This window comes from Protofrankia sp. CiT1, assembly GCF_917627335.1.
Lineage (GTDB): Bacteria > Actinomycetota > Actinomycetes > Frankiales > Frankiaceae > Protofrankia.
On record NZ_CAKJTP010000001.1, the window covers coordinates 123,724 to 140,834 of the forward strand.

Annotated in this window: 9 protein-coding genes; 5 read left to right on the forward strand and 4 right to left on the reverse strand. The window is 69.8% G+C overall.

Going from position 1 to position 17,111, the window contains the following annotated elements; all coding sequences use genetic code 11:
• The first annotated feature begins 258 nt into the window (after positions 1–258).
• Positions 259–2,010 (forward strand): malto-oligosyltrehalose trehalohydrolase, encoded by a 1,752-nt coding sequence (treZ, locus tag MJ785_RS00545; protein ID WP_239379870.1) that lies wholly within the window; start codon positions 259–261, stop codon positions 2,008–2,010.
• A 454-nt stretch (positions 2,011–2,464) separates the two neighbouring features.
• Here the strand turns inward: treZ and zapE are convergent, their stop codons facing one another.
• Complete coding sequence (gene zapE, locus MJ785_RS00550; protein WP_239311717.1) at positions 2,465–3,586, reverse strand: cell division protein ZapE; 1,122 nt, start codon at positions 3,584–3,586, stop codon at positions 2,465–2,467.
• A 395-nt stretch (positions 3,587–3,981) separates the two neighbouring features.
• Here zapE and MJ785_RS00555 point away from each other — a divergent pair, with 395 nt between their 5' ends.
• Positions 3,982–4,674 (forward strand): pyrimidine reductase family protein, encoded by a 693-nt coding sequence (locus MJ785_RS00555; RefSeq protein ID WP_239311723.1) that lies wholly within the window; start codon positions 3,982–3,984, stop codon positions 4,672–4,674.
• Between the two features lie 66 nt (positions 4,675–4,740).
• Here MJ785_RS00555 and MJ785_RS00560 read toward each other — a convergent pair whose 3' ends face one another.
• The 3 genes from MJ785_RS00560 to MJ785_RS00570 all read right to left on the reverse strand — a co-directional run bounded on the left by MJ785_RS00560 (position 4,741) and on the right by MJ785_RS00570 (position 7,874).
• Positions 4,741–5,985: a sulfate adenylyltransferase subunit 1 gene (locus MJ785_RS00560; protein ID WP_239311716.1), complete on the reverse strand. Its 1,245-nt coding sequence runs from the start codon at positions 5,983–5,985 to the stop codon at positions 4,741–4,743.
• 16 nt (positions 5,986–6,001) lie between these two features.
• Complete coding sequence (cysD, locus tag MJ785_RS00565) at positions 6,002–6,916, reverse strand: sulfate adenylyltransferase subunit CysD (protein ID WP_239311715.1); 915 nt, start codon at positions 6,914–6,916, stop codon at positions 6,002–6,004.
• Between the two features lie 202 nt (positions 6,917–7,118).
• Positions 7,119–7,874, reverse strand: coding sequence for a 3'(2'),5'-bisphosphate nucleotidase CysQ (locus tag MJ785_RS00570; RefSeq protein WP_239311721.1), 756 nt, complete (start codon positions 7,872–7,874; stop codon positions 7,119–7,121).
• Positions 7,875–8,055: 181 nt separating this feature from the next.
• Here MJ785_RS00570 and cysC point away from each other — a divergent pair, with 181 nt between their 5' ends.
• From cysC to MJ785_RS00585, 3 genes are all read left to right on the forward strand, one after another.
• Complete coding sequence (gene cysC, locus MJ785_RS00575) at positions 8,056–9,699, forward strand: adenylyl-sulfate kinase (RefSeq protein ID WP_239379871.1); 1,644 nt, start codon at positions 8,056–8,058, stop codon at positions 9,697–9,699.
• Between the two features lie 394 nt (positions 9,700–10,093).
• Positions 10,094–10,789: a hypothetical protein gene (locus MJ785_RS00580; RefSeq protein WP_239311713.1), complete on the forward strand. Its 696-nt coding sequence runs from the start codon at positions 10,094–10,096 to the stop codon at positions 10,787–10,789.
• A gap of 255 nt (positions 10,790–11,044) precedes the next feature.
• Positions 11,045–16,888 carry a TIR domain-containing protein gene (locus tag MJ785_RS00585; protein WP_239379872.1) on the forward strand — a complete coding sequence of 1,948 codons (5,844 nt, stop codon included), beginning with the start codon at positions 11,045–11,047 and terminating at the stop codon, positions 16,886–16,888.
• The last annotated feature ends 223 nt before the right edge of the window (positions 16,889–17,111 follow it).

A 17,111-nucleotide genomic window follows, 5' to 3' on the forward strand; every position in this document is an offset into this window, starting at 1 on the left:
GCCGGGCACGCGCCGAAAGAATGATCGCCGGTAACCAGGAGAACGGGCGTGACCCGGCTGAAAATCAGCTGAAACGCTGTGCGGGACGGGCCCGCATGTGATGCCCTGAAACATGGCACAGCAAGCTCCAGCTCGTCCGGCGGGCGACGAAACCCCTTCCGAGGCAGCCGTGTGGCGTGTCCTACGCCACACCGGTAACAGTGCCGTGAAATCAGGATCACAGATGCTCACGGATTCGACGACGGGTAGACAGTACGGATGAGCACTTTCCGCGTGTGGGTGCCAGAAGCCAAAACGGTGAGCGTGATCACCAATACTGGTGGTAACGAGACCGTCCACGAGATGCTGACCGACGACGGCGGCTGGTGGTGGGTGAACGTACCCGCCGCGGGCCACGGCACCGAGTACGCCTACCTGATCGACGGTGAGGTCGACGAGGTACCGGACCCGCGCTCCGCCAGCCAGCCGCACGGCGTCCACGGTCGCTCCCGGCTCATCGACCACTCTCTGTTTACCTGGACGGATGGTACGTGGCGAGGGGTGACGCTGGCCGGTAGCGTCCTCTACGAACTGCACATCGGCACGTTCACCCGAGCCGGCACCTTCGACGCGGCCATCGAACGGCTCGACCATCTGGTGGCCCTCGGGGTGGACGCCGTCGAGCTGCTGCCCGTCAACGCCTTCGCGGGCCGCCACGGTTGGGGCTACGACGGTGTGGGCCTGTTCGCCGTGCACGAGCCCTACGGCGGCCCGGACGGGCTCAAGCGGTTCGTCGACGCGGCCCACAGCCGGGGAATCGGCGTGATCATGGATGTCGTCTACAACCATCTCGGCCCCGACGGAAACCACCTCGCCCGCTTCGGCCCCTACTTCACCGACTCCCACGACACTCCGTGGGGGCCGGCCGTCAACCTTGACGCCCCCGGCTCCGACGAGGTCCGGGCATTCATCATTGACAACGCGCTCAGCTGGCTGCGGCATTACCACTGCGACGGCCTGCGGCTGGATGCGGTGCACGCCTTTGCCGACACCCGTGCCATCCACATCCTTGAGGAGATCGCCGTCGCGGTTCACGGGCTCGCGGCCCAGCAGCGCCGGCCGCTGTTCGCGATCGCCGAATCCGACCTCAATGACCCCCGGCTTGTCACCGCCCGCGAAGCCGGTGGGCACGGCCTGGACGCGCAGTGGTGCGATGATGTTCATCATGCCATGTGGGCGGCGCTGTCGGGTGAGCGTCACGGCTACTACAGCGACTTCGGCACCCTCGCGGCCCTGGCCAAGGCGATGGAACGCGCGTTCGTCCATGACGGAACGTACTCGGCGTTCCGCGGGCGCTCCCACGGCCGCCCGGTACCCAGCCACATCCCGGCGCATCGGTTCGTGACCTTCCTGCAGAACCACGACCAGATCGGCAACCGGGCGGTCGGCGACCGCGCCGGGCAGACGCTCAGCGCGGGCCTGCTGCGGGTGGGCGCCGCGCTCCTGCTGACCTCGCCGTTCACGCCGATGTTGTTCATGGGTGACGAGTGGGGGGCGACCACGCCGTGGCAGTTCTTCAGTGACCACAACGCGCCCGGACTGGCCGAGGCCGTTCGCAAGGGGCGCCGGAGCGAGTTCGCCGCGCACGGCTGGGGACCGGACGAGATCCCCGACCCGCAGGACGAGGCAACCTTCATCCGCTCAAAGCTGGACTGGGCGGAGCTCAGGACCCCGCGCCACGCCGGTCTGCTGAAGTGGTACCGGCGGCTCATCACCCTGCGCCGGACCCTGCCGGACCTCACCGATCCAGGCCTGTCCCGCGTGCGCTGCAGTTTTGACGAGGATGCCCGGTGGTTCGTACTGCGCCGCGGCCAGGTCGCGATCGTGTGCAACCTCGCGCGGCGGCGGCAGCCGGTACCGGTCGAAGGCGTGCCGTTCGACGTCCCGGCCGCGTCCACCAGCGGGTTCACCTACATGCCGGGCCGCATCGAACTCGACGGGGAGTCAGTGGTGATCGCCCGGCTGCTCTGACGCGGCAACGGAGCGGGGCCCGCGGAGAAACCGAACTGGGGCGCGATCGCGGGCACAGGCTGTAATCGCGGGCACAGGCTGTACCAGCCTGCCGTACCGCCCGTCAGTGTCGGCGCTCGCGGCGTTCAGCGCGGGACAACAGCACATACAACAGGCCGAGCACAGCGGCGGCGATCAGCAGCACGACGACCAGCAGCACAACATAGGTCGTCATGCGTACAACCGTCCTTTCCGGCCGAAGGCGACGCGGCGAGCCTGCGGTACCGGGCATCGCCGACGCCTCGGTCCATCAGCACCGCCCCGCCAGTATCGCGTCCGGGCGACGGCGACGCATCCCGCGGCCCGGTCGTCGGCCTGATCACCCGCGCCCGGGAGCCCGCGTCCCAGGATGCCACACGCGCCGCGACGGCCTCCCTTCTCCGCAACAGCCGCCGGTGGCGTGTCCTGGACCCTGTCAGGACGCCTTGGCGGTGCCTTCCCAGCCGGTCAGCTCGCCGGGCCCGCCGTCGCGGGCCAGCGCCGAAAGCCGCGAGATCGCGCGCTGGAACTTCTTGCGGTGCGGCCCGGCGAGCATCTCGGCCGAGAACAGCTCGTTGAAGGGCTGGCCGGAAGCCACGACCGGGATCGACCGGTCGTAGAGCCGGTCCGCGAGAACCACGAGCCGCAGTGCCATCGCCTGGTCGGCAACCGCGGTGACGCCATGCAGACAGCACAGTTCCACACCGTCAACAAGCGCGCCGTAGCGGGACGGGTGCAACTGGCCGAGATGCGCGCACAGCTCGGTGAACCCGTCCTCGCTGGCGCCGGGGGTTATCGCGGCACGGCGGCTGACCTCGTTGTCGCGGTGCGGGGCGGGCGGCTTGGGCAGACCGCGGTGGCGGAAGTCCTCGCCCGCGATCCGCAGGATGTCGAACCGTGACGACAGCCCCTGGATCTCGCGCAGGAAGTCGTCCGCGCCGAACCGGCCGGCGCCAAGATCCTCCGGCTGGGTGTTGCTGGTCGCGGCCAGGTGCACGCCGGCCTCGACAAGCCTCGTCAACAAGGTGGAGACGAGCACCGTGTCGCCGGGGTCGTCGAGCTCGAACTCGTCGATCGCCAACAGCCGCAGGCCGGACAGCGCCTCCACCGTCCGGGCGAACCCCAACGCGCCGACCAGCGACGTTATCTCCACGAACGTCCCATAGGCCTTGGGTCCCGGCACCGCGTGCCACAGCGACGCGAGCAGGTGGGTCTTGCCGACCCCGAAGCCGCCGTCGAGATAGACCCCGGGCCGGGCGGGGCCGGCATCCGGCCCACCAACGGCGTTGCGGGCGGTGCGTCCGCCGCTGTCACGGCGTCCGAACCGGAGCAGGCCTCGGCCACCGGCAGCGGCCGGCCCCCCCGGCCGGCTCCCGCCCGGCGCGACCCGGCCGGCAAAGCGGGCGAGCGCCGCAACGGCATCGGCCTGGCTCGGCTCGCCCGGATCCGGCCGGTAGGTGGCGAAACGGACGTCGCTGAACCGTGGTGGCGGAACAAGAGCCGCGACCAAGTCGTCCGGACGTACCTCAGGATGGCGGTCGACCAGACTCTCCGGCATGTTTTCACCCTACGGATACGCCGCTGGTCGATGTCACCCCGAGAAGTACCGGGCGAGGTAACTCACACCATCTCACGCTGACCGCCATGATATGCGACAGCCCACACATGACGCGCCCGGCAACAGGGGACGCGGCAACAGGGGACGCGGCATCGCGGGGCCGGCGGGGCCGGGGCGCGCGCCGCCTGTTGCCGGTCGCTCGTGGCGCTGTCGCTCACACAACGGTCGGCAGCGGGTGGAATAGAGTCCGCGAAGTGCGCCGGTTGCCGTCCCCCCAGGAGCTGTCCGCCCGCCTGCTGGCGGCGGAGCATCCCGGGGAGCGGTACCGCGGCGACCGACCGGCGGGCCAGGCCGCGGCCGGCGGCCATGGCGAGCCCGCGCCAGACGACGTCGACCTGGATGCCTGGTACCGGCTGCCGCCGGTCGCGGCCGGCAAGGTCCACGTCCGTTCGAACTTCGTCTCCTCCCTCGACGGTGCCGCCGAGGTGGACGGCCGTTCCGGCGCGCTGGGCGGCAGCGCCGACCGCCGGGTCTTCCGGACCCTGCGCTGGCTCGCCGACGTCGTCCTCGTCGGTGCCGGCACCGCGGTCGCCGAGGACTACGGGCCGGTCATCGTGCCACCGCAACGGCGCGAGCAACGGCTCGCGGCCGGGCAGACACCGGTCCCGCCGGTCGCCGTCATCTCCGGCAGCCTGCGGCTCGACCCGTCCGCCCGGCTGTTCGGAGCTGACGTGCGTCCGCTGGTGCTCACCTGCCGGGCCGCGCCGGCCGACCGGTACCGGGAGCTCGCCGCGGTCGCCGACATGCTGGTCTGCGGCGACGAGACAGTGGATCTCGCGGCGGCGCTGGACGCACTCGCCGAACGGGGGCTGGGACGCGTGCTGTGCGAGGGCGGCCCGTCGCTGCACGCGGCTCTCGCGGGGGCCAGCCTCCTTGATGAGCTGTGCCTGACCCTCGCCCCGTTGCTGGTCGGCCCCGACCGCATCCGGATCGTCGGCGGCCGCCGGTGGCCGACGCCCGTCACGATGGCGCTCGGTCATGTCCTCGAGGAGGACGGCAGCCTGTTCCTGCGCTATCTGCGTCGTTGAGCCCCGGCCCCGCCCCACGCCGCTGTTGCCGGCTGCTCCTGATCCACGCCGCTGTTGCCAGGCGCTCTAAAGAATCATGCCGGCGCCGACCGTGGACCCGGTCGCCTCGTCGATGAGGATCACGCTGCCCGTCGTCCGGTTACGCCGGTACGGGTCGAAGCACAGCGGCGTCATGGTCCGGACCGTCACCCGGCCGATATCGTTGAGCCGCAGCTCCGACACGGTCTCGTCGCGGTGCAGCGTGTCGACGTCCACCCGGTAGGCAATCTTCTTCAGCACGCCGCGCACGGACCGGGTGGTGTGTTTGATCCCGAGCCGGGCCTTGGCCGACAGTGGCGCGTCCGCCATCCAGCAGACCATCATGTCGATATCCTGACCGACCATCGGCTGGTTCGCTGGTCGAGCGATCATGTCCCCGCGGGAGACGTCCAGATCGTCTTCGAGGCGTATCGTCACCGACATCGGCGGGAAGGCCTCGGCGACCGGGCCGTCAAAGGTGTCGACGGCGGCGATCCGCGAGGTCAGACCGGACGGCAGGACGATCACGTCGTCCCCTGGCTTGAGGACGCCACCGGCGACCTGGCCAGCGTACCCGCGGTAATCATGCAGCTCGCCGGAACGCGGCCGGACCACCCACTGCACGGGAAAGCGCACGTCGATGAGGTTGCGGTCGGAGGCGATGTGCAGCTCCTCCAGGTGATGCAGCAGCGAAGTGCCCTCGTACCAGGGGGTGCTCGGTGAACGGGAGACGATGTTGTCCCCGCCGAGCGCGGAGACCGGGATCGTCGCGACGTCGACGATCTCGAGTTTGGTGGCGAACCCCCGGAACTCATTTTTGATCTTCTCGAACACGTCTTCGTCGAACCCGACGAGGTCCATCTTGTTCACGCACAGCACCAGGTGCGGAACGCGCAGCAGGGAGGCCAGGAAGGCGTGCCGGCGGGTCTGCTGGAGCAGCCCCTTGCGCGCGTCCACCAGCAACAGCGCCAGATCAGCGGTAGACGCGCCAGTGACCATGTTGCGGGTGTACTGAACATGCCCAGGGGTGTCGGCGAGGATGAACGACCGCTTCGGTGTGGCGAAGTACCGATAGGCGACATCAATGGTGATGCCCTGTTCCCGCTCGGCTCGCAGCCCGTCGGTGAGCAGCGCCAGGTCGACGTAGGCGTCGCCGCGCTCACGGCTGGTGCGTTCCACCGCCGCCAGCTGATCGGCGAACAGCGATTTGGTGTCGAAGAGCAGCCGTCCGATCAGCGTGGACTTGCCGTCGTCGACAGAACCAGCGGTGGCGACCCGCAGCAGCTCCCCCATCAGAACAGCTTCCCCATCAGAAGTAGCCCTCCCTCTTGCGGTCCTCCATGGCAGCCTCGCTGACCCGGTCGTCGGCACGGGTCGCGCCGCGTTCGGTCATCCTGCTGACCGCCACCTCCGCGATCACCTCGCCGATCGTCGCCGCGGTCGACGCGATCGCCCCGGTGCAGGACATGTCTCCGACCGTGCGGTAACGCACCTGGCGCGCAACGGCCCGCTCCCCTTCCAACGGCGGCGTCACCGGGGTCACCGCCAGCAGCATCCCGTCCCGTTCGAGCACGTCCCGGGTGTGCGCGTAGTAGATCGACGGAATGTCCAGGTTCTCCTGTGCGATGTAGCGCCAGATGTCGAGCTCCGTCCAGTTCGACAGCGGAAAGACCCGGATGTGCTCGCCCGGACGGTGACGTCCGTTGTAGAGCGACCACAACTCAGGGCGCTGGCTCTTCGGGTCCCACTGACCGAACTCGTCCCGGAAGGAGTAGACGCGCTCCTTGGCCCGGGCCTTCTCCTCGTCCCGGCGCGCCCCGCCGAACACCGCATCGAACTTGTTCTTCTCGATGGTGTCCAGCAGCACCGGCGTCTGCAGCTGGTTACGGGAAGCACCGGGCCGGATGTCTTCTGTGATCACTCCAGCGTCGATCGCGTCCTGGACGGAACCGACCACAAGGCGGGCCGACAGCTGCGCGACCCGGGCGTCGCGGAACTCCATCACCTCGCTGAAGTTGTGGCCGGTGTCGATGTGTACCAGCGGAAACGGCAGCTTCGCCGGCCAGAACGCCTTCTCGGCGGCCCGGAGCATGACGATCGAGTCCTTGCCGCCGGAGAACAGCAGCGCGGGACGCTCGAACTCGGCCACCACCTCCCGGAAGATGTGGATCGCCTCGGCCTCGAGCATCTGCAGATGGGTGAGTTCGTAGCCTGTGACAGGCATGCGGAATCCCCCTGTCGACCCCAGTGGACAACATCGATGGATGGCAACGCCGATGGACGGCGATGCTGGTAGATGACAACGCTGGTAGATATCAGCCCAACGTAGCCGAGGAACCGGCACTCGGGACAGCGAAGCGACTCACCGGATACAAACTGTCGCATAAAGACAAACACATCGCTGATCGCTGATCAGCGATCAGCGATCAGCGATCAGCGATCAGTGCCAGAATGCGGCCGGCCAGATCCGGGCGGCAGACGAGCAGGTCGGGCAGGAGCGGATCCGGCCGGTTATAGACCAGGGGGGACCCGTCCAGCCGGCTGGTGTGCAGGCCAGCCGCACGGGCTACGGCAACCGGCGCGGCCGAGTCCCATTCGTACTGGCCGCCAGCGTGCACATAGGCGTCGGCATCGCCACGGACAACGGCCGCCACCTTCGCGCCAGCGGAACCGACCGGTACGACCGAACCGCCCAATGCCTCGGCCAGCGTGCCGACCAGCGCGGGCGCCCTCGTCCGGCTGGCCACGAACCGGGGGCCGCCCACCGGGGCGGGACGCCGCGGCAGCGGTGTGCCGGTCGCCAACGTGACGCCCTGCGCCGGGAGCGCAACAGCGCCCTGGACAAGATCGCCGTCTTGCCACAACGCGACGTGCACGGCCCAGTCCAGCCGATCACGCTCGCCGAATTCACGGGTCCCGTCCAGCGGATCGATGATCCATACCCGTCGGGCGGTCAGCCTCGCCGGGTCGTCGACCGCCTCCTCGGAGAGCACCGAGTCATGCTGGCGGTGCCGGGCGAGCGTACCCGCGAGCCACGCCTGCGAGCGGGCGTCACCAGCGTCGCGTAACGCGGCCGGGTCACCGAATCCCAGCTCCGCCCGGAGCCGCAGCAGGAGAGCGCCCGCGTCGGTGGCCAGCCACGCCGCCAGGACGGCGTCCGCGGCCTCGCCGGGCGCCGGCAGGCCGGCGCTGTCCTCATCCCGTACACCCGCCGGCCTGGCCGGATGGCGCGCGGCCGGGCCGGCCGCCGCCGCGTTCCCGTCACTGTTCACCCATGGCAGTCTGCCACCGAGCGACGGGCGGGGGTGGGCCGCGGCCGCCCGTCGCCGTGGCAGGACGGACCTCAACCGCTACGGTCAGAGTGTGCCCACCATCCGGCAGAGGAGCGCGTTGCTGGTCGACGAGGCGCGCGCACGAGAGCTGACCAAGGCGTCACTGCGCTGGCCGTCGCTGACGCTGACAGCCACCCAACTTTCCGATCTTGAACTTCTGCTGTCCGGCGGGTATCCCGCTCTCGGCGTCCCGGCGGTGGCCGGCGATGCGTACGACGGCCCGGCACAGCTGCCGCGGCACACCGTTGAGGTGGGCGACGCCTACCCGGTGACCGCCGGGAGCGCCGACCTACCGCGCATACCGCGCCCTGGAACGACGGTCGCGCTCAGGGACTCCGAAGGCGTGATGATCGCCGCATTGCGGGTGACCGACGCGGCGGGCTCAACGTTGTCAGGCCTCGTGGAGGGGCTACGGCTGCCCGATCACCCCGACTACCCCGAGCTGCGGTTCACCCCCGCGGCGTTGCGTCTGGAGCTGCTCCGACGCGGCTGGATCACACCGACCGGCCCGGCCGCCACCGCGCTGTGGGCCGACGGCCTGCTGCATACCGCGGACCTGGACCGCATCGAAGCCCTCGCCGCCGCCGGGAACAGCATCGTCGTGCTCGCCGCGGTCGGTGGCGCGGATCCCGCGGACGCTCGTCATCACCTGCGCGTACGCTGCCTGCGAGCGGCGCTCGCCACGCTGAGCGACGTTCGCGTGATGCTCGCCCTGGTTCCGGTCCGTGCGATGCCGCGGCTGACCGAGGCGGTCGCCTTCGGCCCCGACAACACGATCCACGCGGGGGCCACCACCGGCGACCAGCCGGACGCCGGCCAGGCAACAGACCAGGCAACAGACCGGGCAACAGACCAGACAACAGACCAGACAACAGACCAGACAACAGACCAGACAACAGACCACCGGCCGGCCGACGACCGGGAGACCGAGCCCGCGCTCGCCGCGGAAATCATCCACCGGACGCAGGTCTCGCTCGCCTACGGGCTCGGCTCAATGATCGTCGGACCAGCGCCGAACGCGCCCGGAGCAAGCGCGCTGGCGCTGCTGCTCGACCACGGAACACGGCTGCCACCCATGCTCACACCACCCGCGGTCGCCGCCGAGCTGGTCCGGGCACAGCCACCGCGGGGTGAGCGAGGGTTCACCGTGATGTTCACCGGCCTGTCCGGATCGGGCAAGTCCACCCTGGCTGGACTGCTCGCCTGCCGCCTGCTGGAACGCGGTGACCGACGGGTGACGCTCCTGGACGGGGACGTCGTCCGCCTGCACCTGTCCAAGGGGCTCGGTTTCTCCCGCGAGGACCGGGACATCAACGTGCTGCGGATCGGCTTTGTCGCCGCGGCCGTCACCGCGGCGGGCGGCACCGCCGTGTGCGCGCCGATCGCCCCTTACGGCACCGTCCGACGGCAGGTCAGAACGATGGTCGAGGACAGTGGAGGTGGGTTCATCCTAGTCCATGTGGCCACCCCGCTGGAGATCTGCGAGGCACGTGACCGCAAGGGCTTGTACGCCAAGGCGCGCGCCGGCATCATCCCGTCCTTCACCGGGGTGTCCGATCCCTATGAGGAACCCACGGATGCCGAGATCGTCATCGACACCACGCAAACATCACCGCAGGCCGCGGTCCAGAGCATCCTCGACCACCTCCATACCCACGGCTGGCTCACCTCCTGACCCGTGTTCCGGACAGTCAGCTGTCCGGCTCGCCGTGCCCAGGCGGCCCCTGCTCGAATGACGACTCCCGAAACATGCCGCACGAGGCACTGGCGACATCATGCAGGTCACGGGCGTGCATAGAGGCTCCAGCAATAGGACTGTCCGGCTCGCGGCGTCCGGGCGGCGCCTCGCCGCGTTGTCGTCGGTCGCCACCCAACACCAGGGTGACTCCCTCCGCCGCCTCGCGATCCATCCGCCCGGACGCCGCTCCCTGATCGAACGCCCTACTGCCGGAGCCTCTTATCTGAAAACCCCAAAAATATCACTTTGCCATCGTTCTCCGTGTGGCTAGCATGCATTTGCAGATACCTGTGGAGTATCGCCGGGCCCACGGCAGCGAAGGACCCACGCCATGACTTCCTACCTCCAGGTGCGCGGCCAGGTCGACGGTATCCGGACAGGCGCGGTCCCCAACTGGCTAACCCGGATCCTGGCGCGGGCCGCGGCCACGCCAGCGGACGCGGTCGTGCTATATCATCCGTTAGGATTCCTGTGTTTTCCGGTATGGCGTTCCGATGAGGGCGGAGCCTGCGTACACGTGTGGGACCGGCGGATCCCCGCGGCGCGCCCGACCACCTCAGCGGTGCACTGTCACAGCTGGGACCTGTACAGCCTCGTACTGGACGGCGAGGTGCGCAATCAGACCGTACGGACCATCCCAGCGGCCGCGCCACCCGCCGCCGCGGCGGGAAGAGGCGCACCGGCATTCACCTATCAGGTCTTCGACGTGCACAATCACCATGACCGCGGCGTCGACGAGATCCGGGGCACCGGCGAATTCATACGCTGCGAGCCGGGGGCGGCGGAGAGTTTACGGGCGGGAGACGTCTACAGCATGGCAGCCGGGACCTTCCACCTGACCTCCATCGCCGGCGATGCGGCGGCGACCCTGATGCTGGCTCGTAACCAGCCCGGCCGGCGCGATCGAACGGTCGGGGCGAGTGACTTGTCCGACCATCACGTTCAGCGCAGGCGTTGCGATGCCGCCACCTGCGCATGGGCGGCCAAGACCATCCTACGGTTACTCGCGGACACCGGAAACGGGTAAACAGGGGGTGTGGATCAAGGAATGGGAGTGGGGTACGCGCATCGTGAGACGACGCGGGGATGCGTCCTGGTCGTGGGTGTCGACCGACGAGCCGGGCTATCCATCGCACAGCGATGGATAGGTAAGCGATGACGCGAGGCGCCGCCCGGACGCGGCTCCCTGCTCGAACGACGAGTTCCGAAACACGCCGTAAGATCCCAGTGAGACGTCGCGTGTCCCCTTAACGCCGCGGTATCCCCACGCCATACTGGCATAATGGCGTCACAGGCCCAGCCGACCCGTACCGGTCGCCCATTGGACTTCTTCATCAGCTACTCCGTGGGCGACGAACGCTGGGCGTCCTGGATTGCATGGGAGCTGGAGGCCGCCGGCTATCACACCATGATCCAGACATGGGATTTCGTTCCCGGCACCAACTTCCTGGATTTCATCGACCGCGGGGTGAGCGAGGCGGCCATCGTCATCGCGGTCCTGTCCCCCCGCTACCTGCTATCCAGATGGACGCGGCTGGAGTGGCAGATCGCGGTACGCGCCGACCCCGACTCGTCCAGAAGCAAGCTCATCACCGTCCGTACGGAAGAGTGCGAGCCCGAGGGCGTGCTCTCCATGATCACGTTTGTCGACCTGGTCAGCGTGACGGACCAGGCGCAGGCCCGCGCGCTGTTACTACGGAAGGTTTCCGACGCGCTCTCCGGACGCGCGAAGCCGAACGTGGGTCCCAGCTACCCGCTGTCCATCGCTGAGCACACCGTCGCGCCCATGGAGGCCACGCCCCCCGAAATCGGCCCACCGGTCCCGCTGAGCCGCGTCACCGCCCGCAGGGTGCCCGTCAGCGCGCCCAGGTACCCGCCGTCCGTGCGCTCCCGCACGCCGCGGGATTCCGTCACCATTCTGCAGCTGGCCGCCCCCCGGATACCCCGCCGAGGCGCGAACGGGGGACGCGCCGCCGGTGACAAGCTCCAGGCACGGGTCTGGGCGGATGTCACGCAGCTCGTCAATGCCGGAGCGCCCCCACCGGACCTGCTCGTCATCGCCGGTGACGTCACCCTCTCCGGTCATCGGCGGGAGTTCGAGGAGGCGCTGACCTTCCTCGCCGGCCTGCGAGCGCTGCTGAGCCTGGAACCCGACCGGCTCGTGCTCATCCCCGGCAGCCACGACGTGAACCATGCCGCATGCCGGGCGTACTTCGCCGACTGCGAGGCCGACGACATGGAACCAGCGCCACCCTACTGGCCGAAGTGGCGGCACTTCGCCGCGTTCCTCGCTGAGGTCTACCAGGGCGTCGAAGGCCCGCTGTTCGACGCTGACCAGCCTTGGTCGCTGTTTCGTATTCCCGACCTGGATGTGGTGGTCGCGGGCTTCAACTCGACCGTGGCGGAGAGCCATCGCGACGCCGACCGCTACGGATATCTGGGGGACACCCAGGCCGCCTGGTTCGCCAACCAGTTACGGCCGTTCGAGCAGGAGGGGCTGTTGCGCGTCGGCGCTGTCTATCATCCCCCTCGGCCGCCGGGCGGTGGCCCGGTCGACGAGACAGCTGTGCTGCGTGACACCGCGGCCCTCGACCGGCTGGTCGCGCCCCGCCTCAACCTGCTCCTGTCAGGGCTGCGGCCACATGGCCAGGCCAGGCCCATCGCGGCGGAATCCGCGCTGCCCGCGATACCGGTTCCCGCGCCCGGGCGGCTCCAGCTGCTGACGCTCGACCCGGGCGGGCTGACCCGCTGGAGCGGCCATGCCGGCCTGACCGGCACCACGGCTGGCGAGGCCGCTGGCGCGGAGCAGGCCCGGCGGCGTTGGCATGCGGTCGGCGTGACCTTCCCGGCCGCGGTGGGCGGCGCCGACGCCCCGCGGACCGGCACCACCCTGGTGACCGGCGACGAACCTGACCCGCGGGTTGGGCCGCGCGGCAAGAACGATCCGCTCACGGCCCACCTCGAGCGGATCGCGGAGGTGTGCCGAACCCGCTATGAGGGCGCCCGCATCCGCCGGATCCCCGGTCCCGCTCCGCATCTGCTGGTCACCTATCTCGAGGACGGATACACCCGGCAGGTGCGGATCGGTGCCCATCTCGGCCCGATCAGCCGGGAAACGGTGGAGGCGTCCATCCGGTATGTCCACGCGGTGGAGCCCGACCTCCGTTCGGAAATCATCACCGATATCCCCCCGGACCCGGCGCTGCGGGAGGAGGCACGCCGCCGCGGGGTGCGGGTGCGCAGCTTCGTCGAGTTCCAGGGGCTGCTGGACCTCGGCGACTTCGTCGCGGACCAGACCGCCCGGCTGTCCAACGACTCGCAGTACCCGTCGAGCCTGTATGTACCGCAGCGCTACCGCGAGCTTGTCGGGGCACACCATGGCGTCCGCGACGGACTCGCCGAGGAGCTCCTGCGACTGGTTGACGAGGACGACGGCCGGTTCGTCCTCCTGCTCGGCGACTTCGGCCGGGGCAAGACCTTCGCCCTGCGCGAGGTGGCCCGCCGGATACCCGACGAGCTGCCCCGACTGACGCCGATCTTCATCGAGCTCCGTGCCCTGGACAAGGCGCACACCGTCGACGGGCTGGTCGCCGCCCACCTGGCCAACCACGAGCGGGACCTCATCGACCTCAGGGCGTTCCGGTACATGCTGCGCGAAGGCCGCATCGTCTTGCTGTTCGACGGGTTCGACGAACTGGTGAACCGGGTCACCTACGATCGGGCGGCCGATCACCTGGAGACGCTTCTGCAGGCCGCGCAGGACAATGCAAAGATCATTGTTGCCAGCCGGACCCACCACTTCCGGACCGACTCCCAGGTGCTCACCGCGCTCGGCGCGAAGGTCGGCCTGCTGCCGGGGCGGCGCGTGCTCAGCGTCGAGGACTTCGCGCCCTCCCAGGTCCGCGCCTACCTGGTGAACCGCTACGGTGGCGACGAGACAGCCGCCGACGAGCGGCTAACGTTGATCAAAAATGTTCAGGACCTGACCGGGCTGTCCCGTAATCCACGCATGCTGAGCTTCGTGGCCGGCCTCGACGCCGCCCGGCTGGCCGACGTGGCCAAGGCCCGGCACACCCTGTCCGCGGCCGGGCTGTACCAGGAGATCCTCACCGCTTGGCTCGGTTTCGAGGTGCGGCGCACCCAGGGCGTCCCAGGGGTGCCCGTCTCGCTCGACCTCACCGATCTGTGGACGGCGGTCCGGACCCTCGCGTTGCGATTGTGGGAGTCGGGCGAGCCGTTCCTGCGTCTCGACGAGATCAGCGAGGTCGCGACGGCCCTCACCACGCTGGTCAAGGGGAACATGTCCGCCCAGCAGGTCACCCACGCCATCGGGGCGGGCAGCCTGCTCGTCCGCGCCGACGACGGGCTGTTCGGGTTCATCCACTCCTCGGTGATCGAATGGCTCGTCGCCGACGACATCGCCAACCGGTTCAGGCATGGCGAGCCTGACCCGGCCCTGCTGTCCAGGCGCCCGCTCTCCCATCTGGCGGTCGAGTTCCTCTGCGATCTGGCACCCGGCAACGCATGCCGGGCGTGGGCCAGCGGCGCGCTCGCCGGACCCGACGTGGACAGCGCGGCCCGGGCCAACGCACTGAAGATCAGCGCCCGGCTGCGCACCCCCATTCACAGCGACCTGCGAGGACGGTCGCTACGCGGCGAGGACCTGTCGTACCGGGAGATGCGGGCCGTCGACCTCACCGGCGCCGACCTCACCGACGCTGTCCTGACCGGCGCCGACCTCACCGGCGCGGTCCTGCGAGGCACGGTGCTCGTCGGCGCGCGTGCCGACGACGCCGACCTCACCGACGCCGACCTCACCGACGCCGACCTCACCCGGGCCCGCATGCTCGGCACCAAGCTGGGAGGCGCCATCCTCGACGGCGCCTCGCTGCGGCACGCCGCGATCGTGGGAGCGACCGCCGGCCCCGCGCTGCTGACCGACGCGCGGCGTCGAGGCGCTGCCGTCGCACCGGGCCAGGAGGTACACGTCGGGTTGGCGCCGTCCGCGGTCGGCGTCTCAGCCGGCTTCGAGATCGGCCGCCTGCCGGATCCGGTGGCCTACAGCCCGGACGGCGCGATCCTGGCGATCGCGAGCGAGGACGGCGGGGTGCTCACCTGCGACGCGGCCACCGGCCGCCCGCTGCGGACGCTACAAGGTCATCAAAGCCGGGCCTACATCGTCCGCTACGCCGGAAAAATCCTGGTCAGTGGCTCCAGCGACGCAACCGTCCGGCTGTGGGAACCGACGACGGGCCGCCCGCTGCACACGCTGCGCGGCCACGCCGGCTGGGTGTGGCCGGTGGAGCTGAGCCCGGACGGCAGCCTGGTCGCCGTCGGCGACAACAGTGGCACCATCCGGCTCTGGGACACCTCGTCCGGCCAGGTCCGCGCGCAGCTCGCCGGGCACGCCTCCCGAGTGTGGACCGCGGCGTTCCACCCGGCCGGCGACCTGCTCGCCACCGGCGATGACGGGGGCGTGGTGCGACTGTGGAAGACCGCGACCGGCGAACTACACCAAAAGATCACTGGTGCCCGGCCGGTGTACCGGCTGGCCTTCAGCCCCGACGGAACCCTTCTGGCCACCGCCTGCGACGGCGGTGAGGTCCGCCTGTGGGATCCGCTCACCGGCGAACTGCGCGAGGAACTCACCGGGCATGAACGGGCGGTCTACGCGCTCGATTTCCACCCTGCCGGGCACCTGCTGGCCACCGGCGACATCGCCGGTGTGGTCCGGCTGTGGAACATGCCCGGCCCGGGGACTGTCCCGGGGACGGGAACCCGGCGCGTCCTCACCCGGCACTCCGGCGCGGTGTACCGGGTGCTGTTCAGCCCGGACGGCACGCTGCTGGCCACCGGCGACAGCGGCCGGGTGCTGCGGCTGCTCGACCCGGTCAGCGGCGAGCAGCGGCACGAGCTCACCGGGCACAAGGGCTCCGTCTGGCCGATGGCCTTCCGGCCGGACGGTGGCCAGCTGGCCACCAGCAGCAACGACGGGACCGCCCGGCTGTGGGACCCGGTGAGCGGCGCGTGCATACGGGTGCTGGCCGGGCACGGCCGGCGGCTGACCGCGGTGCGCTTCAGCCCCGACAGCGCCATCCTCGCCGCCAGCGGGAATGACGGGGCGGTGTGGTTGTGGGAGCCGCGGACCGGCAAGCGGCTGGGCCCGCTGACCGGCGCCGCCGACCGCCTCGCCGCCGCGATCTTTACTCCGGCCGGCCGCACGATCGCCGCGGCCAGCAGCGCCGGCGGTGGTGTGCACCTGTGGAATCTTGACGTGCCGGGCGCGGACGGCACCGGCACCTACGAGCGGGAGCTGCGGGTCGAGACCGACCACGTCTGGGCGGAGGCCTTCAGCCCCGATGGCGATACCCTGGCGACCGCGAACGACGACGACTCGGTCCAGTTATGGTATCGGGCGACCGGTCGGCATGTGTGGACGTTCGCCGACCACCGGGGCCGGGTCCGCTCCGTCGCGTTCAGCCCGGACGGGACGCTGCTGGCCACCGGCTGCGACGACAAACTCGTACGGGTGTGGGACGTGCGGAGCGGTGAGTGCCGGCAGACGTTCTCCGGCCACCAGGACCGGGTGTACGCGGTGGAGTTCAGCCCGGACGGCACCCGCCTGGTGAGCGCGAGCAACGACGGCACGGCACGGCTGTGGGACCCACACACCGGCAAGTTGCTGCGTACCTTCGCGGAACACACCGGACGGCTCTGGTCAGCCACGTTCAGCCCGGACGGAACGGTGCTCGCGACCGCCGGCGACGACCTAGTCGTCCGGCTGTGGGAACCTGGCAGCGGACGCTGCATCGACCGCCTCGCCGGGCACACCCGCCGGATCTGGTCGTTGGACTTCAGCCCGGACGGCACCCGGCTGGCAAGCTGCGGGGACGACGGCACGGCCCGGCTGTGGGACGTCCGCCGGCCGGGAGCCGCCAGTCTGTCCGTCACCCTGGTCGGGCACGACACCGGCTGGGCGGCGCTGGCGCCCGACGGCGGGTACAAGTTCGGCGGTGACGTGGCCGGCGAAATCTGGCACGTCATCGGTATGTGCCGATTCGAATTAGGTGAACTCGACGGCTATCTGGACGCGGTGCGGCCGATGCCGATGGAGGCTGTCTTCTGACAGTTCCCATCAGCATCAGACCTGCTCTGTGATGCGCTCTTCGACGGCAGATACCATGAGCACGGTGGCGGTTGTTCAGCTCTCCTTGTTGACGGCCGCCGTTGTCGGGGTTTTCATACGTCCCGTCCGGGTGCCGAAATGGGCTGCGCCGGTAACCGCCGCGGTACTGCTGCTTCTCGTCGGTGCCATGACCACCGACGCCGCGCTCGAGGCCGTCCGCCCG

Coding starts and splice junctions, on each gene's coding strand:
- MJ785_RS00580 (WP_239311713.1), top strand. CDS start 10,094: ATGACTTCCTACCTCCAGGTGCGCGGCCAGGTCGACGGTATCCGGACA.
- MJ785_RS00560 (WP_239311716.1), bottom strand. CDS start 5,985: ATGGGGGAGCTGCTGCGGGTCGCCACCGCTGGTTCTGTCGACGACGGC.
- MJ785_RS00585 (WP_239379872.1), top strand. CDS start 11,045: ATGGCGTCACAGGCCCAGCCGACCCGTACCGGTCGCCCATTGGACTTC.
- treZ (WP_239379870.1), top strand. CDS start 259: ATGAGCACTTTCCGCGTGTGGGTGCCAGAAGCCAAAACGGTGAGCGTG.
- zapE (WP_239311717.1), bottom strand. CDS start 3,586: ATGCCGGAGAGTCTGGTCGACCGCCATCCTGAGGTACGTCCGGACGAC.
- cysD (WP_239311715.1), bottom strand. CDS start 6,916: ATGCCTGTCACAGGCTACGAACTCACCCATCTGCAGATGCTCGAGGCC.